Source organism: Ruegeria sp. YTSA064, assembly GCF_059610325.1.
This window is the reverse complement of record NZ_JBXWNK010000022.1, coordinates 1-18,758: the sequence shown is the minus strand read 5'-3', so window position 1 is coordinate 18,758 and position 18,758 is coordinate 1. Positions and strand designations below refer to the sequence as shown.

The following is an 18,758-nucleotide window of genomic DNA, read 5'->3' as shown; positions in this document are numbered from 1 at the left end:
CTTCCCGGGAGTGGCCGCCCTCTCGATCTGCGAAGCACTGCTGCTGGCTATGAACGATAACAAAGTCCTGCCTGAACGTTGTGACCCGCTATGATGAATTCCTGAAAAGTGCGGGGTCGACCAAATCGGCTGAGGCCGGAGAACCGGAGCCTGAGCCTGTCGCCAAACCGCCCTTGTCGCAGCGTGCGGCTGTCACTGGACCACGCTCTAACGATCCACCCGGGTATGACGGATACCTTGATCAAGGTGTGGTCGGCTACGGATACTTCGAAGATCCGCGCGAGACGACCGATGACGAGGAAACAGCCGAGGACCGCCAGCTAACGCAAGCAATCGAAACGGTGAAAGCACCCAACTTTGCGGGCAATCTCGGCAACCTCTTGAATCTGGCACCGATCAGCCCGGACAGTGAGCCCAAGCTTGCCGATCTGGCACATCGGCTCTCACCTGACGAGCTGATCAACAGGCTGATGCCACTGTTCAGCGGCAAAAACGTAAAGATCAGTGGCCATTCGCTGCACCACGTTTGAATAGGCAAGAAGCGGACAAATTTGCCGTTGGCTCAATCGTTTCTGAGGACCGATCTCAGCCCAAAGCCGACATTCAAAACAAGCCTTTGCAATTCTGGCTTTGCGAACTTTGCTGTCCCTCATCAAACGAACCAAAAGAGTTTTGTGCTACGATTGCAGAGAGACGAAAGCTGTAAGGAGAAGAAGTCATGGATGGCAAGGTTTGCGTCATCATCGGTTTTGGCCCTGGATTGGGCGCCGCATACGCTGAGATTTTCAAGCATGCCGGTTACTCTCTCGCACTGCTGAGCCGCTCGGGCGCCACATTCGGTGACGAGGGTTCAACTGATACGTCAGTTCGATCCTACAGATGCGACGCCGGAGACCCGGATAGCTTGAAAAAAGCGCTTACCGCAGTCCAGAGCGATCTAGGGGAAATTGATGTCGTTATTTACAACGCAGACCTCGCACAGTTTGGAACGCTTGAAGACGTTTCGGAGATCGAGTTCGAGCAGAGCTGGCGCGTCGGGGCTCTTGGTCTTTTTGCCACCGCAAAGCTTCTAGGACCTCAGATGTCCGAACGTGGTTCCGGGGTGATCATCGTTTCGGGCGCGACCGCTGCACTTCGTGGGAACGTTTGGACGACGGTATTTGCTCCTTCAAAGTCTGCCCAACGTACGCTGGCAAATGCACTGGCCAAGCAGCTCGGCCCGCGGGGCATACATGTGGCGTATCTCGTTATCGACGGTGTGATTGACACCGAGGACACACGGACGAACTTTGCTCCAGATGAACCCGACGACTTCTTTATCAAGCCAGAGCGGATTGCGGAGACGGCTCTGATGTTGGCCCGACAAGACAAGTCGGCTTGGACATTCGAGCTCGACATTCGACCCTTCGGAGAAAAGTGGTAGCTCTCTGACAACCCGAAGCTGACATTGAAAATGCTCAAACTAACGGTCTCTCACCAGTGAACAGCCTGGTCCAATATAGTTCACCGATTTCCACATCTCTTCCGTCACTTTGCAGTTGTCGGTTCCTCTTCCTTGGTCATCTGTTCGGCTAAGTTTTCCGAGCGCTAGTCTCTTCAAAAAGATCGGCTTTTCACGGTCAAAAAATAATCTCCAAACTGCGTTCATCTTCACTAACACCTCCAGTGGCTGCGTGCCCTTGAAGACTGCTCGACATTTTTCGTTGGGCGTGAGTGGTGGAACAGCTAAAAAAGGGGTAAATTCACCATTTTGGGAATTTTGCCGATGCCATTTTCGGTTCAGATCGTTGCCACCCCAGAAACCAGCGCCTCCAGCGTGTTTGGCCTGTACGACACTTTGGTGGCCGCAGGGCGGGACTGGGAACATCTGGTGAGCGGCGAGGAGCCAGTGCCGGTGTTTGACGTTAGCCTCGTTGGCCCAGACACCAAGGGATTTCGTTGCGGAAGTGGCGTGTGGATCGCTCCAGACCAGACATTTCACGACGCAGACGACGCTGATATTGTTGTCGTACCTGGACTGACACTTTCTCCGCACGACCGACTCGACCCCAAACAACATCCTTGTTTGGGGTGGCTTGCCGAGCGCGACTTGGCCAAGACGCGTATTGTGTCAGCCTGCACAGGGGCGGTCTATTTGGCGGAAATAGGTATTTTGGATGGGGTTGAAGCGACCACACATTGGGCTTGGGAAGGCCTTTTTCGAAGGTTTTATCCGAATGTACGGCTTCGGATCGACCGCGGCCTTTGCTTTGCGGATGCGTCTCGCGGACCCGTTACATCGGGTGGGACAACCGGGTGGCAGGAACTCGCTACTTTCCTGATCGCGCATTACGGCGGCACGCAAAGGGCGGTGCGGGCAGCAAAAGTCTGGCTTATGGCCAACCGCGGAGAACTTCAGTCACCATTCAGTTCAATGATTACTATGGCACCTCATGCTGACGCCATTATCTCACAGGCTCAGTTATGGATTTCCGACAATTACGCCATCGATAACCCAGTCGCTGAAATGGCTAAACGTTCCGGGTTGCCGCCGACTACGTTTGCACGACGCTTCCGCCAAGCCACGAGCAAGTCACCGCAAGATTACGTTTTGGCGCTGCGAATTGAAGAAGCCCGCCAGTTGCTTGAAACTACCGACTGCTCCGTGGTGGAGGTCGGAGAAGCAGTCGGATATGCCGATACGCCTTCGTTTAGGAGGTTGTTCAAACGAAAGACAGGACTGACTCCTGTCGAACACCGCAAAATGTTCGGCCTGTCTCGGTTCTCAAACTACTCCTGATGGACGGTGTTTAAGATTGGCAATCCTATTGATCGCTTAGGGCTCGGTGTCGCCTTTCACGGCCTTACACATAAGTGACTGCTCGCAGCCCTAAGCGGGCATTCTCTACTAGGCTTTGCATTCTCTTAGATGCGGACAAAGCTGTCGTTCTTCGAATCTCTAAAGACGAAATAGAATATGCGTGATAGCTCCAGATTATGGCAACGACATCTGCGCGAAATCGACCGTCCATCCCTTACGCACTTGCAGTTTTTGGTGTTCTTTTTGCTTCAATCTGTTTCGGACTGGTTCCCTATTTCAGCCGCAGCCTGACCGAACAGGGCGTCGCACCCTATGCAGTCGCATTCTACCGCTACATTGTTGCGGCGATTCTTCTGCTTCCTGTTCTCATTTTGCACCGAAAAGAATGGCGAGTGATCACTTGGGGCCTTTCAGCTGGAGCCGTAATGGGGCTTGGATGGATCGGGTATGTTACGGCGCTGGAGAAGTTGCCCGCATCGACAGTGGGTGTGCTTTACATGACCTATCCAGTATTCACTCTGATCATTGCTTGGGCCGTGTTCGCTGATGCACCAACGAGGCGCGCATTGTTGGCCTCTGGTCTGATTGTGGTGGCAGCCGTCATTGCTGGCTCGCCCGCATCAGTGCCTGCGGAGCACCTACCAACTCTGCTGCTATCCCTTGCTGCCCCATTTGGGTTTGGCTTCGGAATCTGCGTCCTCGTACACAGGTTGTCACGGATTGCGCCATTGGCACGCATCGCGTCAGTTTCTCTGGGGTCTGTACTGGGCCTTGCGCCGCTCATCCTTGGCGCTCAAGTTGGAGAGCTGCTCCCGGGGGAACAATCCGATTGGCTTCTCATCGTTGGTATTGGATTTGTCACCGCGTTCGTGCCCCAACTTATCTATACGATTTGCTCACCCGTAATTGGGGCTTCTCAAACTGCGGTGGTCGGAAGCATAGAGTTACCCACGATGTTTGCTGTTGGATTTCTAGCCTTTGGCGAAACCATTACTTTACCTCAAGCCTTGGCATGTGCGTTAGTTCTGGGTGCAATCGCGATCACTAGAAGCCGCAAGACGCACACAGTATCTGCCGTTCTCGCGAAATCGCCGAAGCAGTAGTACCGGGCTCAGATTTACCATTTTCTATAGTCAGTTTGATAGACTGGTGGCAGCCCAATCCGGACCTTCGCAACTAGACTTTGTAGTTTCCTGCGCAAAGAAAAGGCCATTTGCTACTTCATTCTGAACGGCATTCAAACGCGAATAGCTGCCGCCCTGTGATAGGGCGGCAGTTCCCGTATCGTTTGTGACGGATCGGAGAGTTTATCCGCGGCTCAGGATTTCCTCACCAAGGATCTGCATGATTTTCTGGCCGGTCTCGCTAGCCCAATTGACCGCAAGCTCTGCCAGCAGCGCGCTGGTTGTGGTGAGGTCGACACCGCCGCGCTCCATCTTCCGGAACGCCATCTCATCCGTAAGCGCGGTGGGAGAACCGGAAGCGTCGACTACAGCAGTCACGGCAAAGCCTTCGTCAACGGCGCTGATTGCAGGCGGGGCAAGGCAGACGTCGGTGGTGATGCCTGCCATGATGAAATGCTTGCGCCCGGTGTTGCGGCAGGCATCTGCAAAGGCGCTGTCATCCCAGCAGTTCACTACGCCGGGGCGCTTTATCCGCGCGGCGAATGCATCCGGCGCGATCTCTTCCAGCGTGGTCATCAGCGGCCCCTGCATGTTGTCTTCCATGCTGGAGGTCAGCACCAGCGGCATGCCAAGCTCGGTCGCCGTCCGCGCGAGGGCGCGGGTGTTGGCTTCGATCAGATCGCGGTCAACGGATTTTGCCCAATTCATTGTGCCGACCTGGTGGTCGATCAGAACGATGGCTGCGTTGTCGGGGGTCACTTTCGTGGAGGTCATGTTGATGTCCTTTTGTGGTTAAGAAATATGGGATGAGGGCAATTCGAAGATCAGGAGTTCGGCTCCAATTGAAGCCTCAATCGCCAGGTCCCCGGCACGGAGCAGTCCCAGCCCATCTCCTTTGCCAAGGGCAAGACCAGCAACAATTGCCTCGCCTTCGATCATAAAGATGTAGAGGCTGCGATCAGGGCTGTGCGGATTGAAACTCAGCACGCCGTGGCGGTCCATTTTGCCGTAACTGAGACGCACTTCCTGCTGTACAACAAGGGAGCCTTCGGCACCGTCGGGCGACAGCACCAGCTGGAACCGATTGGTGTGGTCCGCGGTTTCCAGCTCTTTGCTGGAATAAGCCGGCGCCAACCCTTCGAATTGCGGCTCGAACCAGATTTGCAGAGCTCGCATCGGCATTGTCCGCGAGTTGTTCACTTCGTTGTGGAGGATACCGGTGCCAGCGGAGATCACCTGAAGGCCCTTCGCTTTTACAGTGCCGTTGTGAACGGGCACCACCGGATCGATATGCGACACCTCTCCGTCTACCATGAAGGTAACCACCTCGACATCCTGATGCGGATGCAGGCCAAATCCCTTGGCGCCGGGGGACAGCGTGCCGTCATCGATTGTGATCAGCGGGCCGAACCTGCGCCGCCCTGCTTCCAGATGCGGCTTAAACGACATATACGCTTGCATGAAGCCGAAGTCCTTAAACTCTCGTGTCGCGGCGGGGTGGTAGACCGTATCTGTCTGCATTTCTCATATCCTGGCCTGTTCGCTGGGACAGAATTTAGGGATTCCATTCGTTCTGGAAAATGATCCTTTTGTTAACTACTGTTCGTAATTATGAACGATAGATTCTATTCCTGCGCCAAGGCCCTGGTGGCTACTGTTCGTGCCGGGTCAATGAGTGCGGCAGCGTCGGAGCTGAACACCACGAAATCGGCGATCAGCCAAAAGCTTGCGTTGTTCGAAGCTGAATTGGGGCTGGTATTGTTGGACCGGTCAGGTCGGGCAGTGGCCCCGACCACAGCAGGGCGCAGAATATTCGAGATCTGCGCGGGGCCTGTTGACGCAGCGCTTGAGGCAGAGGCAGAGCTTGGCTTTGCCAGAAGCGGGAAGATTGCTGGTCGAGTGTCGGTCTCGGGGCCCAACAGCCTGCTTGGCACCGTATTTGTCCCGCTCCTGGCCGGGCTTCAATCCCGCTATCCAAATGTCGAACTGGAGCTTCATGCCGACGATTCCAGGTCGGATTTTGCGGCAGACGACATCGATCTGGCATTCAGGACCGGCACCGCCGATAAAGGACGGTTCATCCCGGCAGCCTTACCGCCTGCGCAGCGGGCACCTTACGCCAGCCCGCCGCTATTGGAGCGGATGAAAACCGTCAACCAGCCTGCTGATTTACTCTCGGTGTCATGCGTTTTGCGCACACAAGAATCAGGCAAATGGCTATTCAAGAACGAAGCAGGTCAAAGTGAGGCCGTTGCGCCGCCCGTCGGCTTGCGAGTCAATACGATGGAGCTCGCAATTACAGCAGTTTTAACGGGGCATGCAGTTGCCATGCTGCCCACACTGCTGGCGCAACAGGATGAACGCGCTGGCAACCTCGTGCGCCTTCTTCCTGAATGGTCTACCGAACCAGTTCCCCTGAGTTTACTTTGCCGCCCTGAACGCTTGGCCGCTCCACAGGTCGCTGCGGTTCGGCAATACGTTATGGAGGCACTAAAATCCGCACAGCTGTTGTAGCCAGTCAATTTCGACTGAGCTGTATGACGGTATGTGGAATCCACTTAGCTCAAATCAACAAGCCGCTAAAAATTTAATAGTGCGAGACCTCCTGGTTGACGTATTGATGTGCAACATCTTCCCCGAAGCGGTGGTTGAAGTAGGACAATCGGGATGGAAGCAATAACTATTCCCATGCGGGCGATTTCGCTGTCTGCCCTCTCGTGCAGCAGCCGGCGGCCAAGTTCAAATTGCGGACATTAGCATTCGGACCAAGTCGTCAGGCCTATCGATCATCACGTAGTGCCCGAATGGCACCGAAATCGCCGTCCACCCCGACTGATGCTGATATCGCTCAAAAAACGGTTGGCCAAGCCCTGGGACCCAGCCGGTGGCATATATGTAGGTCCGCTTTAACAGTTCGGCTCCGCCACTCACCAGGTGAATCGGTTGCTCAAATGTCTTGAGTGGTTGGGCGACATTTCGGCGGTCCACCCACGCACAGTCTGCTCCATTCACCGAAAAAGCCTCCGCTGGGCCCGGCGCGACTTTGCCATCGACAGCACTATCACGAAGCCCTGCCGCGATATCCGTAGGCAAAACGTCCAAGGCCGCCTGCCCATCGTCCGGCACGAGCGCATCGAGGTACACAAGCGAGCGAATGTGGTCGGGCGCTCTATCCGCCACTCCGGTGACAACCATGCCGCCATAGCTATGACCACACAAAACAATGTCAGAGAGTTCTTCGCACCTGATTACCCCCAGGACATCCTCGATATGCATGGCCAGATCGGTTTCGTCACTCACGAGGTGAGCACGCTCGCCCAGACCTGTCAGCGTCGGGGTGAAAACGTCGTGGCCCTCCCTGCGCAGAAGGGCGGCTACGCGAGCCCAGCACCATCCCCCTTGCCACGCTCCGTGGATCAATACAAATGTCGCCATAACCCGCCCCACTCCGTCGATACTGCAAAGACAGTAGATTCAATAGGGCCACCTCGTCCACAGCATCGTTTGGACGTTCAGCGTCAATCCCGTGCACATAGTCGCTATCGCTCTAAACGCGCCGCAGAAAGCGTCTGACGTCTACGGCCATTTCTTTTCCGAATGCGCGAGCATCTGCAAAAGCACACTTCCGAAAGGAGCCCAGAGTCACCATTATCTGCAATCCGTTCGATTGGCTTGTCGGCAGCCCGAAGCGGACATTTTCGACTAGGCTTTGCAATCTCTGAGATGCGGACTTTGCCGCCGTTGCCATTCAGTGTGTTTGCTGACGCGGCATTCGCTCGCAAGTGCAGCGCACTCTTCGCTGCGTTGCAGCCGGTGTCGCCAGAGCGGCCATTGCAATCCACTTCGAGGGACGAGTTTCAAACCGCCCTTTCGCCGCGAGCGGGATCGACCATCCAGGAGCGGACAAATCGACCATTCGTGACGGGCTGCCAAATGTCAGAAAAGCGGAGTAATTCAGAAGTTTACGCTTCTTGTTCCGACCATTGTGCGGCTGTTTGGCGAACATCATCGGGGATTTCCGCCGCTCTCCGCGTCTCAAGGTTCAACATCACGCATTTAAAGACTGTCTCGAAAGCAACGGTGTCGCCTTCTGACTTGATCAGCCGATGTCGGAACGTGATGGATTTGGAGCCAATGTCCATGACAGAAGTCTCCAACCTGATGGCATCGCCTGCAGCCAGTTCGGTACGAAAGTCGCTCTGAGCATTTACGACTGCAAAAGAAAGTCGCCTACCGCCTCGCATATCGTTTGCCGTCAAACCCATTTCCGACTGGATTGCAAAAACACCATCGGAACATGCTGCAAAGTACCGGGACACGTTCATATGGCCGAGGAAATCACAATCAGACGGATCAACGACAGAACGAAATGAAATCATCGCTGGCATGAGTAAACTCCCAGATGTTGTTCAGGGATCATACACCCTGACTGTCTCCCACAAAAGTCAGCTTCAGGTAGGACTGCTGCCGTTCGGCCAAACTGCAGCATTCAGAACTTTGGGCTCACTATCCGGTTTCGCCGCTCTTGGTATGAACGGCGGTTGCCAAAATGCGAACGGCGGGGTGCCGGATTAAGCGGTGAAAAGTCAAAAGATTGGCCATTTTGGTGAACAGCCGGTCTCACGACGCCGTGGCCGGGCTGCGTGCTGCGAAGGCATTCGGCGGCTGAGAGCTCACTTTGACCGATGCTGCGCGACGCCCCAATGACTGCAACGCGCAGAAAGCGGACTTCCGTAATGGGGTCTTTTCTGTCAAGCGCCTTTCCCCATGAAAAAGTGACCTCCTACGACAGTGGCGTGGAGGTGCAACGGATCAATGGCCTGTTCTTTTTCACTGGGGCCATGCTGTTGGCGATTGTGCCGTGGATTGCCCAAACCGGGATGATGCTTCCGTTCGTAGTCAGCGCTGTGGCTGCCACATCATGCCTTGTCCAAGTGCAGGTCCCGAGTGCCTATCTTTGCAGCGTGCTCGAACGACGTGTGTCCGGCATCAAGTCCGCTAACGGCATCTTCGGGGACCGCGTCCCGGTTGGGACCTCTGTGAGCCCTCGCGTTCAAGCGCAGCCCGATCCTCCTCCTTGCAGGTTGCGTGTCACCAGAGGCGTCAGTGTTTACGCTGCTGATGCGGTTTCGGTACGGGTAAAGCGGAACTCGCTGCCATCTTGCCACATGCGATGCAGGATCACACCGATGCGGCGCGCCAAAGCAACCGTGGCGCGCCTCTTCCCGCGCCGTTTGGCGACATTCCACGCCCAAGCGGTCAGCCAGCTGGGGCGACCCTTGTTCAACATCACCATGGCAGTCTGGTAGAGCACGGTGCGCAGCCCCACGTCCCCGGCGCGGGTGATCGCGCCCACGATATCGCGTTCGCCGGATTGCTCGCGCCTTGGTGTCAAACCGACCCAAGGGCCGACGTCCTTTGAGGATCGAAAGCGATCCGGATCATCGATGGCCGACTTGATTGTCAGCGCCACAATAGGCCCCACGCCAGGCATGGTCATGAACTGACGGCAAACAGGATCAGATCTGGCATGGTCGCATGCGAGTTTCTCCAAGCTGGCCAATTCTGAGCGCAGGGCAGCGCGGGCACTCAACACCGGGTTTGCGGCGGCTTGCAGCATGGCATTGCCATCCGCCAGTTCCCGCACCCGTTCCTCAAAGCGCCCCTTGGCAATGCGCCCCATCTTCAACCCAAAATTGCGCAGCACGCCCCGTACCGACAGTTCGAGGTCCACAATGGCCTGGAGGATTGCCTTGCGCGAAGACAGCAGCGCGCGCATTTCTTGCGCCGATATCGACTTGCAATGGACGGGTCGGAACCAGCCCATTTGCAAAAGCCGCGCGATCCCTTCGGCATCCCGTCTGTCGGTCTTGATCGGCATTGCCTTCAGCGCACCCTTCACCTGTCGTGTTTCCATCAAAACCGTATCAAACCCAGCTTCGGTGAGGTGGCGATAGAGCCATTGCGACAACGGTCCAGATTCCAGGCCGACCCCGACTACAATACCGGACAGAGATCGCAGAGCGCTTTCCAATTCTTCCGGCTCGCTGGGCGCTGTCACTTCCTTGATCACCTCACCATGAGAGGACAGCACGCAGACTGCGGTGCTTGCCAGTGAAACATCCAAACCGATATAGACATCCATGTCGTTGCCCTTTCTTCGCAAAGAAATTTGGGGCGCGCCGAACGGCAAGACCCCGGTGACACGCATCCGACGTGCCAAGGGCAACGACACCTCAACAACTTCCCGATGGCAATTCACAACGGTGATGTTTCGCGGCGTGCCCCATTATGGCATCTTTGCAAAGTCGCGCAGAACGTCCCTTATCAAGCTTTTCGATATCGATATCGGTTCCGCGCTAGTGATGTGCGTTTCGACCAGAGTATGGGTCGGCTCTCGCGCTGTCGTTGCCGCATGCGCAAGTTTGGTCGCAATGGTTTGGGTAGTAGAACGGGCAGAGTTCTTTCTCTGATCCTTGCGTTTGTCGACACTAATCACGTTAGCCATTTGACGTTTGATACACGGTCATAGGTCGCTCTATTCAAAGCCTGCCGCGTTCAACTGGAAGGCCATATCAAGTTCAGGATAAACACCAAAACGAAAATGACCGGAATGAATATTAACGCCTGCTGTAACTTCGAGCGGTTCTCGAACCATCCCATGCTTCTTATGGCCCAATACGCACCGCCACACAAAAGCCCCGTGACTATGGCGTGTACCCAATCCATTAGCAGTCTTGCGATGGTAGCATGGTGACATCAGAGTAGCGGCCCTCAGCAGTCGTTATACGTGCGCAGGCACCCGTATCACGATTGAACCAATATGAGGTGAGACCTTCGGAGCGGATCAATTCATAGCCGAGGTTCTGAATGCCCATTTCCGCTTGCCCCGCGCGGGCACCCTCGAACGCAGATAGATCGGACGCACTGCCGACAGCAGGTTGACCTGGTGCTGCGGATGGGCTGGGCTCATCACAGGCCGCGAGGCCCAGGGCAGCAAATCCAATGGTTAGAGGAGCAAAAGATTTCATGGTCATTTCCCTTTTCAAAGTCGTGGGATTACTCAATTCCGATGCCAATATCGAAGGTAACTGGTTGCGCCCCGGCGTTGACGACCTCAACCACATGATCGCCGGATTGCCAGAGTTGGCCATAATAGGGCGTGTCTGAAGAGATCAGATCCAGCAGAAGCGAACCGTCAGGATTAAAAATCTCGTAGTCCAGCGCACCTCCGTGTGAGCTAACGTCCACCCTTAAAAACTGGCCATTTGCAGCGCCAAGCACATATCGGACTGATGTGTTTGCGTTCAGCGTGCCAGACAAAGCCGCTCCGCTGGTGCCTTTTGCGAACTGGACACGTTGTGTTCCCGAAACGACCGGTGGTACACCGTCTGAACCGGCCATTGCGCCTTGGCCGTCATCTGCGGCCTGTGCGACACTGAGTTCAGCGACTTGGCCATCGTTGGCGACGAGGCATCGCCAGACCGTCTCGCCGCGATCTTTCAGCATTACAAGCGAATTGGCTTCGGAAAACTCCGTTGAGAGCACCGTACCACCTTGCCCGTCGGGCCCGCCGACAGCACGTAATTGATCGATACAGCCGTCAATCGCCTCCTGTCCAACTTCCGCTGCGTAGCCGACTATGGGCGAGACGCAGAGGGACAAAGTTAAAACTATGAATCGCATCATTCTAAACTCCCTAATTTAATTGGATTTGGCAGCATCCCGTAAACCTTGCAGTACGCCGTCGCATTCGCTTGCTGCACCGACAATTGCCTCACCGCTGCCCTCAGTGTCCGGTGTTAATTCCCGCAGATTGCTAACCGCGCGGTTGAAGACTTGGTTTACTTCCTCTTTAGTCAGTAGATCCTCCTGCTGGGCAGCGCTGGCGATACCACAACCACCTGCTGACAAGCTCGTCACAATACCTACGCCCGCGCCAGTTCCGATGCCCAACATACCCACCGCCGATACCTCCAACGATCAGCCCAATATCAGTTTACCCACGCGTTCTCTCCCCAATGTTCGGAGTTGTCTATTAATTGTCACTGGCAAATGACACTGCGCCGTCTTCTGTACTGTGTCTCGGGGTTTGAAGTGTTTTGAGCGAACCTGGCGAGGCTAGAGAGTGCCTTCGTCCGATAACGACATGATGCCATCTGTTGCACCGTCACTATAGGCGATGCACTGCCAAGGAGCGCGGTCAGGCCCAACGCCGACGCGCACAAGGGTTCCGGCTTCAGAAAACTCTGAACCGAGCAGTGCAACATCAGGATTGTTGGTAGTTGCTGCGACATCACGAAGGCATGCCTGTTCCGCGGCAGTCGGCGTCGCTGAAGTGCCGCTAGTTGTGCTGCTGTCTTCGCAGGCGGCAAGAATTGTAGCTATTGGAACGACCAAAAGTATTTTTTTCATAGTACCCCTCATTCCTATTGTCACAGAATTGGTTCCAGGTGCCTTACGGCGGAAGCCTATTGTTTTCTATATTCAACAATACGATTTCGATACTATTGGTCAACAATTGTGTTTTGTCCGCGTTGGTTGACTTATTGTGCTTCGCGTCCAGTGATCGCAGCAGCCTCCGTTGATCAATTTTGTATTTTTTGTACTTCTTGGGATATGCAAGGCTTGGTCTTGAATGCCCGGTTTGGGCTGTGAGCGACCGCTTTGGCTCACCGTACTGAAGGTCTGCTCCCAGCCTATTCCGTTGAAAAACTCTTGGGTTTGAATGCTTGGGTTTGTCGTTTATATCTGCACAGCCGAGATCTTGGTCAGATAGCGGGTATCTTTTGGGTAGCCGGGATGAGCCTTGTGAGTTTTCTGAGGTTTTGGGCGGTGGCGGCGAGGTGGAATTCGTCCCGAGCGCCGCATGGGCCACGTAATCGAAGGCGCCCGAGACCGAGGATGCGCTTGAGATGGGCAAACAGCATCTCGACCTTCTTTCTGAGCTTGCACGAAATTACATATTGGGTGGTCTGGGAGATGGCACGAGCCACGTCTCGGGATGGTTCATGGATGGAGCGCGTCACCTTGCGCTGTGGCTCTTTCGGGCAGCATCGGCTCTTCAGGATGCAGGCGGCGCAGTCGGGTTCGCGGGCGCGGTAGCGCAGGATCCCATCCTTGTCCGGCCTGGGCTTTCTCGGTTTTGTGTAGGCGCGGCGATATTGTTTGAGTTCCTTGTCAGCAGGGCAGATATAGGCATCGTTTTCAACGTCAAAGGTGAAGTCGGTGCGCTCGAAGGTTCCATCGTTGCGGCCGGATTTGTCGATAACCGGGATATGTGGGGCGATGCCTTGATCGACGAGCCAACTCAGCATCGGTCCAGAGTCATAGGCGGTGTCTGCGATCAGCCTCTCAGGGTTCAGATCGTGGCGTTCGCGCACCCGGTCGACCATGGTTCGGGTCGCGCCAACCTCAGCTTGGCGGATCGACCGGGTTGCTTCCACGTCCAGGATCACTCCGTTGTCCGTGTCGATCAGATAGTTGGCTGAATAGGCAAAATGAGCGGGCCCACCCCGCGCGCCAGCCCATTGAGAGGCCGGATCGGAGTGCGAGGTGAACTTCGGTTTCACCGCACTTGCTGCACCGAAGGCGGCGTCATCCAACGTATCCAGGTATTCCCTAACGGCGCGGGGGTGCTTCTTCAGGGATGATTTTCTCAGGTGCCCAATCCCGTTGCGGTGAGGAATTCTGCCGGTTGGCATCAGCTTGGATCAGGCTGGCGTCAGCTGCGAAGCGCTGCCCACTGGCCAACCCTTCCTCGATACAATGCGCTACAACCGTCTCGAACAAATGCCGCAAAAGATCACTGTCTCGGAAACGACCGTGCCGGTTTTTCGAGAAGGTCGACTGGTCCGGCACCGGATCAGTGAGATCTAGGCGACAAAACCAGCGGTAAGCGAGGTTGAGATGCACCTCGTCGCAGAGCCGTCGCTCGGACCTGATGCCCATCACGTAGCCTATCAGCAGCATCCGGATCATCAGTTCCGGATCAACGGACGGTCTGCCAGTCGAACTATAGAACGCAGCAAGGTGCCGGCGGATATCAGACAGTTCAACGAACCAATCTATACCTCGAAGAATATGGTCTTGCGTGAAATGATCCTCAACCGAGAACTCGTAGAACAGTGACCCTTGTGCTTGCTGCCTTGGCCCCATCATCGCTCATTCTCCTGTTCAGTACAGGAATTGAATCAGCGACTTGCACGTCGATCAAGGAAGAGTTTTTCAACAAAATAAGCCCAAACCCGACATTCAAACCCGAGCTTTGCAGTTACCAAGATGCGCGATCAAGCTGCCGGATTTGTCAGCGCGACTTGGTTCCGGCACCGCTATTCTGGCAACCCTGCCCGGCGAAGTGCCTCAAAATAGCGTTCAGCGCCGTCAGAACCGCCATAGTCCACGTTGCTACGCCACTTCGAAATCGTTTCGCTAGGTTCCATTTGCAGCATTTGTGCCAAAGCCGCAGACGCTTTCTCAGGTTCCCCAAGCATTGCGTGAGCAGCGGCCCTCGTGCTGTGGAGCGCGGCATAGTTTTTTGAGAAGCGCAGACCTGCTTCTGCAAAGGCGATAGCATCATGATCTCGACCAAGCATTACGCAAGAGGTGGCGGCACCTCCGGAAGCACCCACGAAAACGGCTCCATATCGGCCCAACCGAAGCGCCGTCTGAAAGCAACTCAATGCCATTTTAGGAAACCCGGCCCAGTTGTATCCCCAACCCATAAACAAATGCAGGCGGGCATCTAATGGCGCTCGTTGCCGGATTTGCTCAAGCGCCACGGAAAGTCGATCCGCATCCCCATCCACATTGTAGTCAGCCACTGCAACACTCAGATCAAGCGTTGGGCTTTGCCCTGCCATCTGCCGTCCGGCCTCGATCCAGCGTGGCAATTTCTCATAGTAAGATGACAGCTCGCGACGAAGATCATAAGTTCTTGCGCCATTCATTGTCCAAATGGCTTCGGCATAGGCGGCAGCGAGGGTTGGTTTAGCCTCAATGGCCCTGGCGTGATATGCCAACGTCTCTTCGTAGCTGTCGATACCGGCATCCGACCAAGCGATCATGCCCATCAGGACGCACTGCTCGGCGGTCAGTTCGACTTCTGGCAATGCGGAGAGTTTTGCGGTCTCAGACTGAATCAAGATCCCACTAACCGCATCCAACAGCTTTTCTACGACCTCGTCCTGCCAATCGAAGATAGCTTCGACCAAACCGTCGAACTTCTGAGTCCAGATTTCAGAACCAGAAGGGTCATTTAAGCGGGCTTCCAAACGCAATCGGTCACCGTGTCTACGCAGCATGCCGCGAAGTGTATATCCCTCTGGTGGCTCCGTGGAGGATATCGCCGCGTTTAACCAGTTGATCGTTCGAAAATAAGAACCGAAATCTGAAGTGAGAGCTGCGGCCATTTCCTTTAGTTCAGTGCGTTGGTCGCTGCACGTCACAGGATGGATGGAGAGCTTTGGCAAGCTCGTCTCTGTGAAAGAATGCGAGCTTTGCGATGCGCCCTGGTGCGGCCCATCGTGAATCCACACATCCAGGCTGCGCTCGATGTTCTTGAGCTTCTTCTTCCCTACAGCTTTAAACGCGTCTGCCAGAGTGTGTTCAATGTTCAAGTGTACGGGTTCAGAAATAGCGATGCCACCGGTTGGCGCAATTCTCTCAAGGCGCGCGGCAATGTTTACACCGTCACCCAAGATGTCGTCACCTTTTTCTGTGATGTCTCCCACATGAACACCGATCCGCATGTTCATTAACGAGTGTTCGGCCAACTGCTCTTGTAGCTGCATTGCTGCGGTCACAGCTTGCGCCGCGCTGTCAAATCGCGCCAACCAACCATCACCCATGCTCTTCACGACCCGACCTGATTGGCCCGCTATTGTTGGGGTGACAATGTCACTTTCCAGGTGATCAAGCATTAGAAGTGTAGCTTGCTCATCTTTGTGCATGAGCGCCGAATACCCAACGACATCCGCGGCCAGTATTGCCGCCAATTTTCGTTGCAATTGTTGTCCCTTGCTCGACATGCTTTGACAATAGTAGATGCGGCTCTTCACTCCAACTGGCTGATTACGAAGCCCGCTCAGGGCTCTAGGACACCGTTCGCAACCCATAGCTACCATTCGTGCAGCAACCGGAGAATGTATGTTTCGAGTCTGTTTTTTATCATAGGTTGATCGCAGGGATCGCTTCGCAATACGAACTTTCTAAGAGACGATCATGTAGTACTTCCGCAATTTTTCTGTGATCTCCCAGATCAACCTGCTCCCTTTTTTGATGAAAAACGTATCGCCAGCCGTGAAGGTCTCGGCGTCTCCGTCAGGATGCGTCAGTGTTACGGACCCAGAAATCACGGTCATAATTTCATGTACCGGATAAGCATCGATCTCTTCACGACAGGGTGGGCATTCCCAGACGCCCGAGAGAATAGTCTCGTCGTCGTTTGCAAACTTGAACCAGTTTCTTTCGTTCGTATCACTGGTCGTGAAGGAGCCAGGATCGGTGAAATCCGAGGCCACCATGTCGTTTGGGTTGGGTATCAGCCTGAAAGACATCTTTTTCATTGAAACTCCCTTGGTGCGAGGTGATCAATCGATGACTCGGCTTTTGATTTCCTCAGCTGTGATCATAGCACAAATCGGCTCGCGTCTGCATGGACGGCTTTGGCACAATCTGCTGCTAACTTCCGCTTTCCGCGCTTCGTTTTCATTAGTGAAACTCGCTGCATTCGACAGATGAGGCTCGAATTGCCATTCTCTCGGATCAATTCAATTACTGATCACTGCGCATGACGACAGTATTCAGGTTTCCGAAAACTGCGCTATTCAGGCAACCCGCCAGCAATCATCGCACCAAAATACCGATCCTGGTCCTCTGTATGCATAAAGGGCGTGTTTCTATGTGTAGAAACACGGAAATCCGGCCTGATTTCGAGCAATTTCTTTGCTTCAACCTGTGCATCTTCTAGACGTCCCATTTCTGCGAGTGTTGCGACCAAGATGCGGCGCGGAGGAAGCGACTTTGGATAGGTTGAGATACCGGTTTTTGCCAGCAGAATTGCCTGTTCGTAGTCCCTGATTAGGAAATGAGAAAGTGCAGCATTAAAATTGTACCAGCCGGGATAACGCGGGTTGACCCTCTTTGCCTTGTTGTTCCACTCAATCGCTTCGGCTGGCTCACCCATAAGAGAGCGCAAAAAGCCCATGTCATACAAGACCTCCGGGTCATTTGGGTTCTCCCGAGTTGCGCGCTGAAACGCCTCGTATGCGAGTTGGTGATCGTGGTCTGCAAATAAATGTAGCTGTCCCAAGCGATGTTGAACGCGATAGTCAGTTTGATCCAGTTCTAACGCGCGCTCGGTGTGCTGACGAGCGTTGTTCAGCGCAGTCTCCGGATCGTCTGAACCTCCAAAGCGCCAGAGGCTAAGATAGCGACCGCTCAGTTCGATATGGGCAGAAAGGTAGTCTGGATCGAGAACTATAGCTCGCTCCAGCAGGTCAATTGCCTGTTGCCGACTTGCAGTGTTCAACAGCTTGCTCTTCGCGACAGCTTTCAGAAAAAGTTCATATGCTTGTGGGTCATCAGTCGGTCGTTTCTTCAGCGACGCGATTTCCTCTTCTTCTACTACTATTTTCAGAGTTGATACGATTTCCCTAACAAGGTCGGCCTGTGCCACAAACAATTCTTCGATCCCAACGTCATATTGTTCCGACCATAGAGCGTGCCCAGACTCCGTCTCTATGAGCGTAGAATTAATTGAAATATTCTCGCCAACGCTCTGAACGCCGCCTGACAAAACATATCGTACATCGAGCTCTCGGCCTACTTCTTGCGGTTTGACCAAACTGTCGGCAAAGGTAATCGAAGTCGAACCAGCGATCACAAAAAGCTGCGGAAACTTCGACAGTTGCGTGGTTATTGCTGTTCCAAAGCCTTCTGCCAGATAGCCGATCTCTTCAACCGTTGAGCGGTTTTCAAAGGGCAAAACGACAATGGAAGGTTCGTCCGGGATGGCAAGCGCCACCTCTGCTTGTTCGGTCAGAGGCGCCACTTCTCTAGATCGCCACCATATGACCGCAACCAGCACCAAACATATGCATATTGCACCGACAAGAGTTGGCGCCCACTTAGATATCCGTGGTTTCGTATGCGCAATTGGTTCTGACATAGCCAAAGCCTTGGCCTTGTCATCCAGAACGACTTCGAATGCTCGGACTGGTCTCTCTATGTTCTTGACTTCGGTCTCACCCAGATCCTCGAAATTCAGATCCAGCTTGTCCTGCACCTGGTCCCTTACGCTGCGGTGAATGCAAATGCCTCCGGGCTCGGCCAAACCTTCAAGGCGGGCAGCGACGTTGACGCCATCACCATAAATGTCTCCATCCTCGGCAATCACATCTCCGATGTTTATGCCGATCCGAAACACAATTCTTTCGCTTTCTGGAAGATCCGAATTTCGAGTAAGCATTTCGTTTTGAACAGAAACGGCAAATATCATTGCTTGTACGGTGCTTTCGAACTCCAGCAGCGCACCATCACCCATCAACTTGATCGTCTTGCCACCAAAACTCGCTGCAAAGGGGTCAATGAGTTCCAACCGATGCGACTTTAGTGCAGCCAGCGTCGCTGCCTCATCGCGTTCCATCAGTCGCGAGTAGCCCACGACGTCAATACTCAAGATAGTGGTAAGGCGGCGTTCCACTCCCGTTCTCCCCTACACCGAAGACTATCCATCCTGATCTATTGAATCCATAGGGCATTGCCAACTTGTTTGCACTCGGTTGACTGCAGTCTGGCCTGCGTCTGTCAGGCGGTCATTTCGAGAGCGTAAC

Annotated in this window: 18 protein-coding genes and 1 pseudogene; 6 read left to right on the top strand and 13 right to left on the bottom strand. The window is 54.5% G+C overall.

Annotated elements, in window-relative coordinates; translation table 11 throughout:
* The first annotated feature begins 80 nt into the window (after positions 1 to 80).
* The 4 genes from AC2FI7_RS22370 to AC2FI7_RS22355 all read left to right on the top strand — a co-directional run bounded on the left by AC2FI7_RS22370 (position 81) and on the right by AC2FI7_RS22355 (position 3,903).
* On the top strand, positions 81 to 530 hold the full coding sequence (locus AC2FI7_RS22370) for a hypothetical protein (protein WP_496833697.1): 450 nt from the start codon (positions 81 to 83) through the stop codon (positions 528 to 530).
* Between the two features lie 188 nt (positions 531 to 718).
* A complete protein-coding gene (locus tag AC2FI7_RS22365) occupies positions 719 to 1,423 on the top strand; it encodes an SDR family NAD(P)-dependent oxidoreductase (protein ID WP_496708207.1) in 705 nt (234 codons plus the stop codon).
* Positions 1,424 to 1,765: 342 nt separating this feature from the next.
* Positions 1,766 to 2,779, top strand: a complete 1,014-nt coding sequence (locus tag AC2FI7_RS22360; RefSeq protein ID WP_496833695.1) for a GlxA family transcriptional regulator — start codon at positions 1,766 to 1,768, stop codon at positions 2,777 to 2,779.
* A gap of 197 nt (positions 2,780 to 2,976) precedes the next feature.
* Complete coding sequence (locus tag AC2FI7_RS22355) at positions 2,977 to 3,903, top strand: DMT family transporter (RefSeq protein ID WP_299902297.1); 927 nt, start codon at positions 2,977 to 2,979, stop codon at positions 3,901 to 3,903.
* A gap of 204 nt (positions 3,904 to 4,107) precedes the next feature.
* Here the strand turns inward: AC2FI7_RS22355 and AC2FI7_RS22350 are convergent, their stop codons facing one another.
* Together AC2FI7_RS22350 and AC2FI7_RS22345 are read right to left on the bottom strand one after the other, a co-directional pair.
* Positions 4,108 to 4,698 carry an isochorismatase family protein gene (locus tag AC2FI7_RS22350; protein WP_496833693.1) on the bottom strand — a complete coding sequence of 197 codons (591 nt, stop codon included), beginning with the start codon at positions 4,696 to 4,698 and terminating at the stop codon, positions 4,108 to 4,110.
* An 18-nt stretch (positions 4,699 to 4,716) separates the two neighbouring features.
* Positions 4,717 to 5,445, bottom strand: a complete 729-nt coding sequence (locus AC2FI7_RS22345) for a pirin family protein (protein WP_496833691.1) — start codon at positions 5,443 to 5,445, stop codon at positions 4,717 to 4,719.
* 90 nt (positions 5,446 to 5,535) lie between these two features.
* Here AC2FI7_RS22345 and AC2FI7_RS22340 point away from each other — a divergent pair, with 90 nt between their 5' ends.
* Positions 5,536 to 6,438 carry a LysR family transcriptional regulator gene (locus AC2FI7_RS22340; RefSeq protein WP_496833690.1) on the top strand — a complete coding sequence of 301 codons (903 nt, stop codon included), beginning with the start codon at positions 5,536 to 5,538 and terminating at the stop codon, positions 6,436 to 6,438.
* Between the two features lie 225 nt (positions 6,439 to 6,663).
* Here the strand turns inward: AC2FI7_RS22340 and AC2FI7_RS22335 are convergent, their stop codons facing one another.
* The 3 genes from AC2FI7_RS22335 to AC2FI7_RS22325 all read right to left on the bottom strand — a co-directional run bounded on the left by AC2FI7_RS22335 (position 6,664) and on the right by AC2FI7_RS22325 (position 10,069).
* Positions 6,664 to 7,359: an alpha/beta fold hydrolase gene (locus AC2FI7_RS22335; protein WP_496833688.1), complete on the bottom strand. Its 696-nt coding sequence runs from the start codon at positions 7,357 to 7,359 to the stop codon at positions 6,664 to 6,666.
* A 527-nt stretch (positions 7,360 to 7,886) separates the two neighbouring features.
* On the bottom strand, positions 7,887 to 8,312 hold the full coding sequence (locus AC2FI7_RS22330) for an acyl-CoA thioesterase (protein ID WP_496833686.1): 426 nt from the start codon (positions 8,310 to 8,312) through the stop codon (positions 7,887 to 7,889).
* Positions 8,313 to 9,034: 722 nt separating this feature from the next.
* Positions 9,035 to 10,069 (bottom strand): IS110 family RNA-guided transposase, encoded by a 1,035-nt coding sequence (locus AC2FI7_RS22325; RefSeq protein WP_496833684.1) that lies wholly within the window; start codon positions 10,067 to 10,069, stop codon positions 9,035 to 9,037.
* On the opposite strand from AC2FI7_RS22325, the gene AC2FI7_RS22320 reads away from it, so the two are divergent.
* Positions 10,068 to 10,397, top strand: coding sequence for a hypothetical protein (locus AC2FI7_RS22320; RefSeq protein ID WP_496833682.1), 330 nt, complete (start codon positions 10,068 to 10,070; stop codon positions 10,395 to 10,397). The genes AC2FI7_RS22325 and AC2FI7_RS22320 overlap by 2 nt on opposite strands.
* 255 nt (positions 10,398 to 10,652) lie before the next feature.
* On the opposite strand, the gene AC2FI7_RS22315 is transcribed toward AC2FI7_RS22320, so the two are convergent.
* From AC2FI7_RS22315 to AC2FI7_RS22280, 8 genes and pseudogenes are all read right to left on the bottom strand, one after another.
* Positions 10,653 to 10,961 (bottom strand): hypothetical protein, encoded by a 309-nt coding sequence (locus AC2FI7_RS22315; RefSeq protein WP_496833681.1) that lies wholly within the window; start codon positions 10,959 to 10,961, stop codon positions 10,653 to 10,655.
* A 22-nt stretch (positions 10,962 to 10,983) separates the two neighbouring features.
* On the bottom strand, positions 10,984 to 11,613 hold the full coding sequence (locus AC2FI7_RS22310) for a hypothetical protein (protein ID WP_496833679.1): 630 nt from the start codon (positions 11,611 to 11,613) through the stop codon (positions 10,984 to 10,986).
* Between the two features lie 15 nt (positions 11,614 to 11,628).
* Positions 11,629 to 11,883 carry a hypothetical protein gene (locus tag AC2FI7_RS22305; protein WP_481669228.1) on the bottom strand — a complete coding sequence of 85 codons (255 nt, stop codon included), beginning with the start codon at positions 11,881 to 11,883 and terminating at the stop codon, positions 11,629 to 11,631.
* Positions 11,884 to 12,045: 162 nt separating this feature from the next.
* Entirely contained in the window at positions 12,046 to 12,339 is a 294-nt protein-coding gene (locus AC2FI7_RS22300) for a hypothetical protein (protein ID WP_481669227.1), read from the bottom strand.
* 356 nt (positions 12,340 to 12,695) lie between these two features.
* Positions 12,696 to 14,085, bottom strand: a pseudogene (locus AC2FI7_RS22295) (transposase).
* Between the two features lie 170 nt (positions 14,086 to 14,255).
* A complete protein-coding gene (locus AC2FI7_RS22290; protein WP_496833677.1) occupies positions 14,256 to 15,953 on the bottom strand; it encodes an adenylate/guanylate cyclase domain-containing protein in 1,698 nt (565 codons plus the stop codon).
* A 180-nt stretch (positions 15,954 to 16,133) separates the two neighbouring features.
* On the bottom strand, positions 16,134 to 16,490 hold the full coding sequence (locus tag AC2FI7_RS22285) for a cupin domain-containing protein (protein ID WP_496833675.1): 357 nt from the start codon (positions 16,488 to 16,490) through the stop codon (positions 16,134 to 16,136).
* A 257-nt stretch (positions 16,491 to 16,747) separates the two neighbouring features.
* Positions 16,748 to 18,628: a tetratricopeptide repeat protein gene (locus tag AC2FI7_RS22280; RefSeq protein ID WP_496833674.1), complete on the bottom strand. Its 1,881-nt coding sequence runs from the start codon at positions 18,626 to 18,628 to the stop codon at positions 16,748 to 16,750.
* Positions 18,629 to 18,758: the final 130 nt, after the last annotated feature.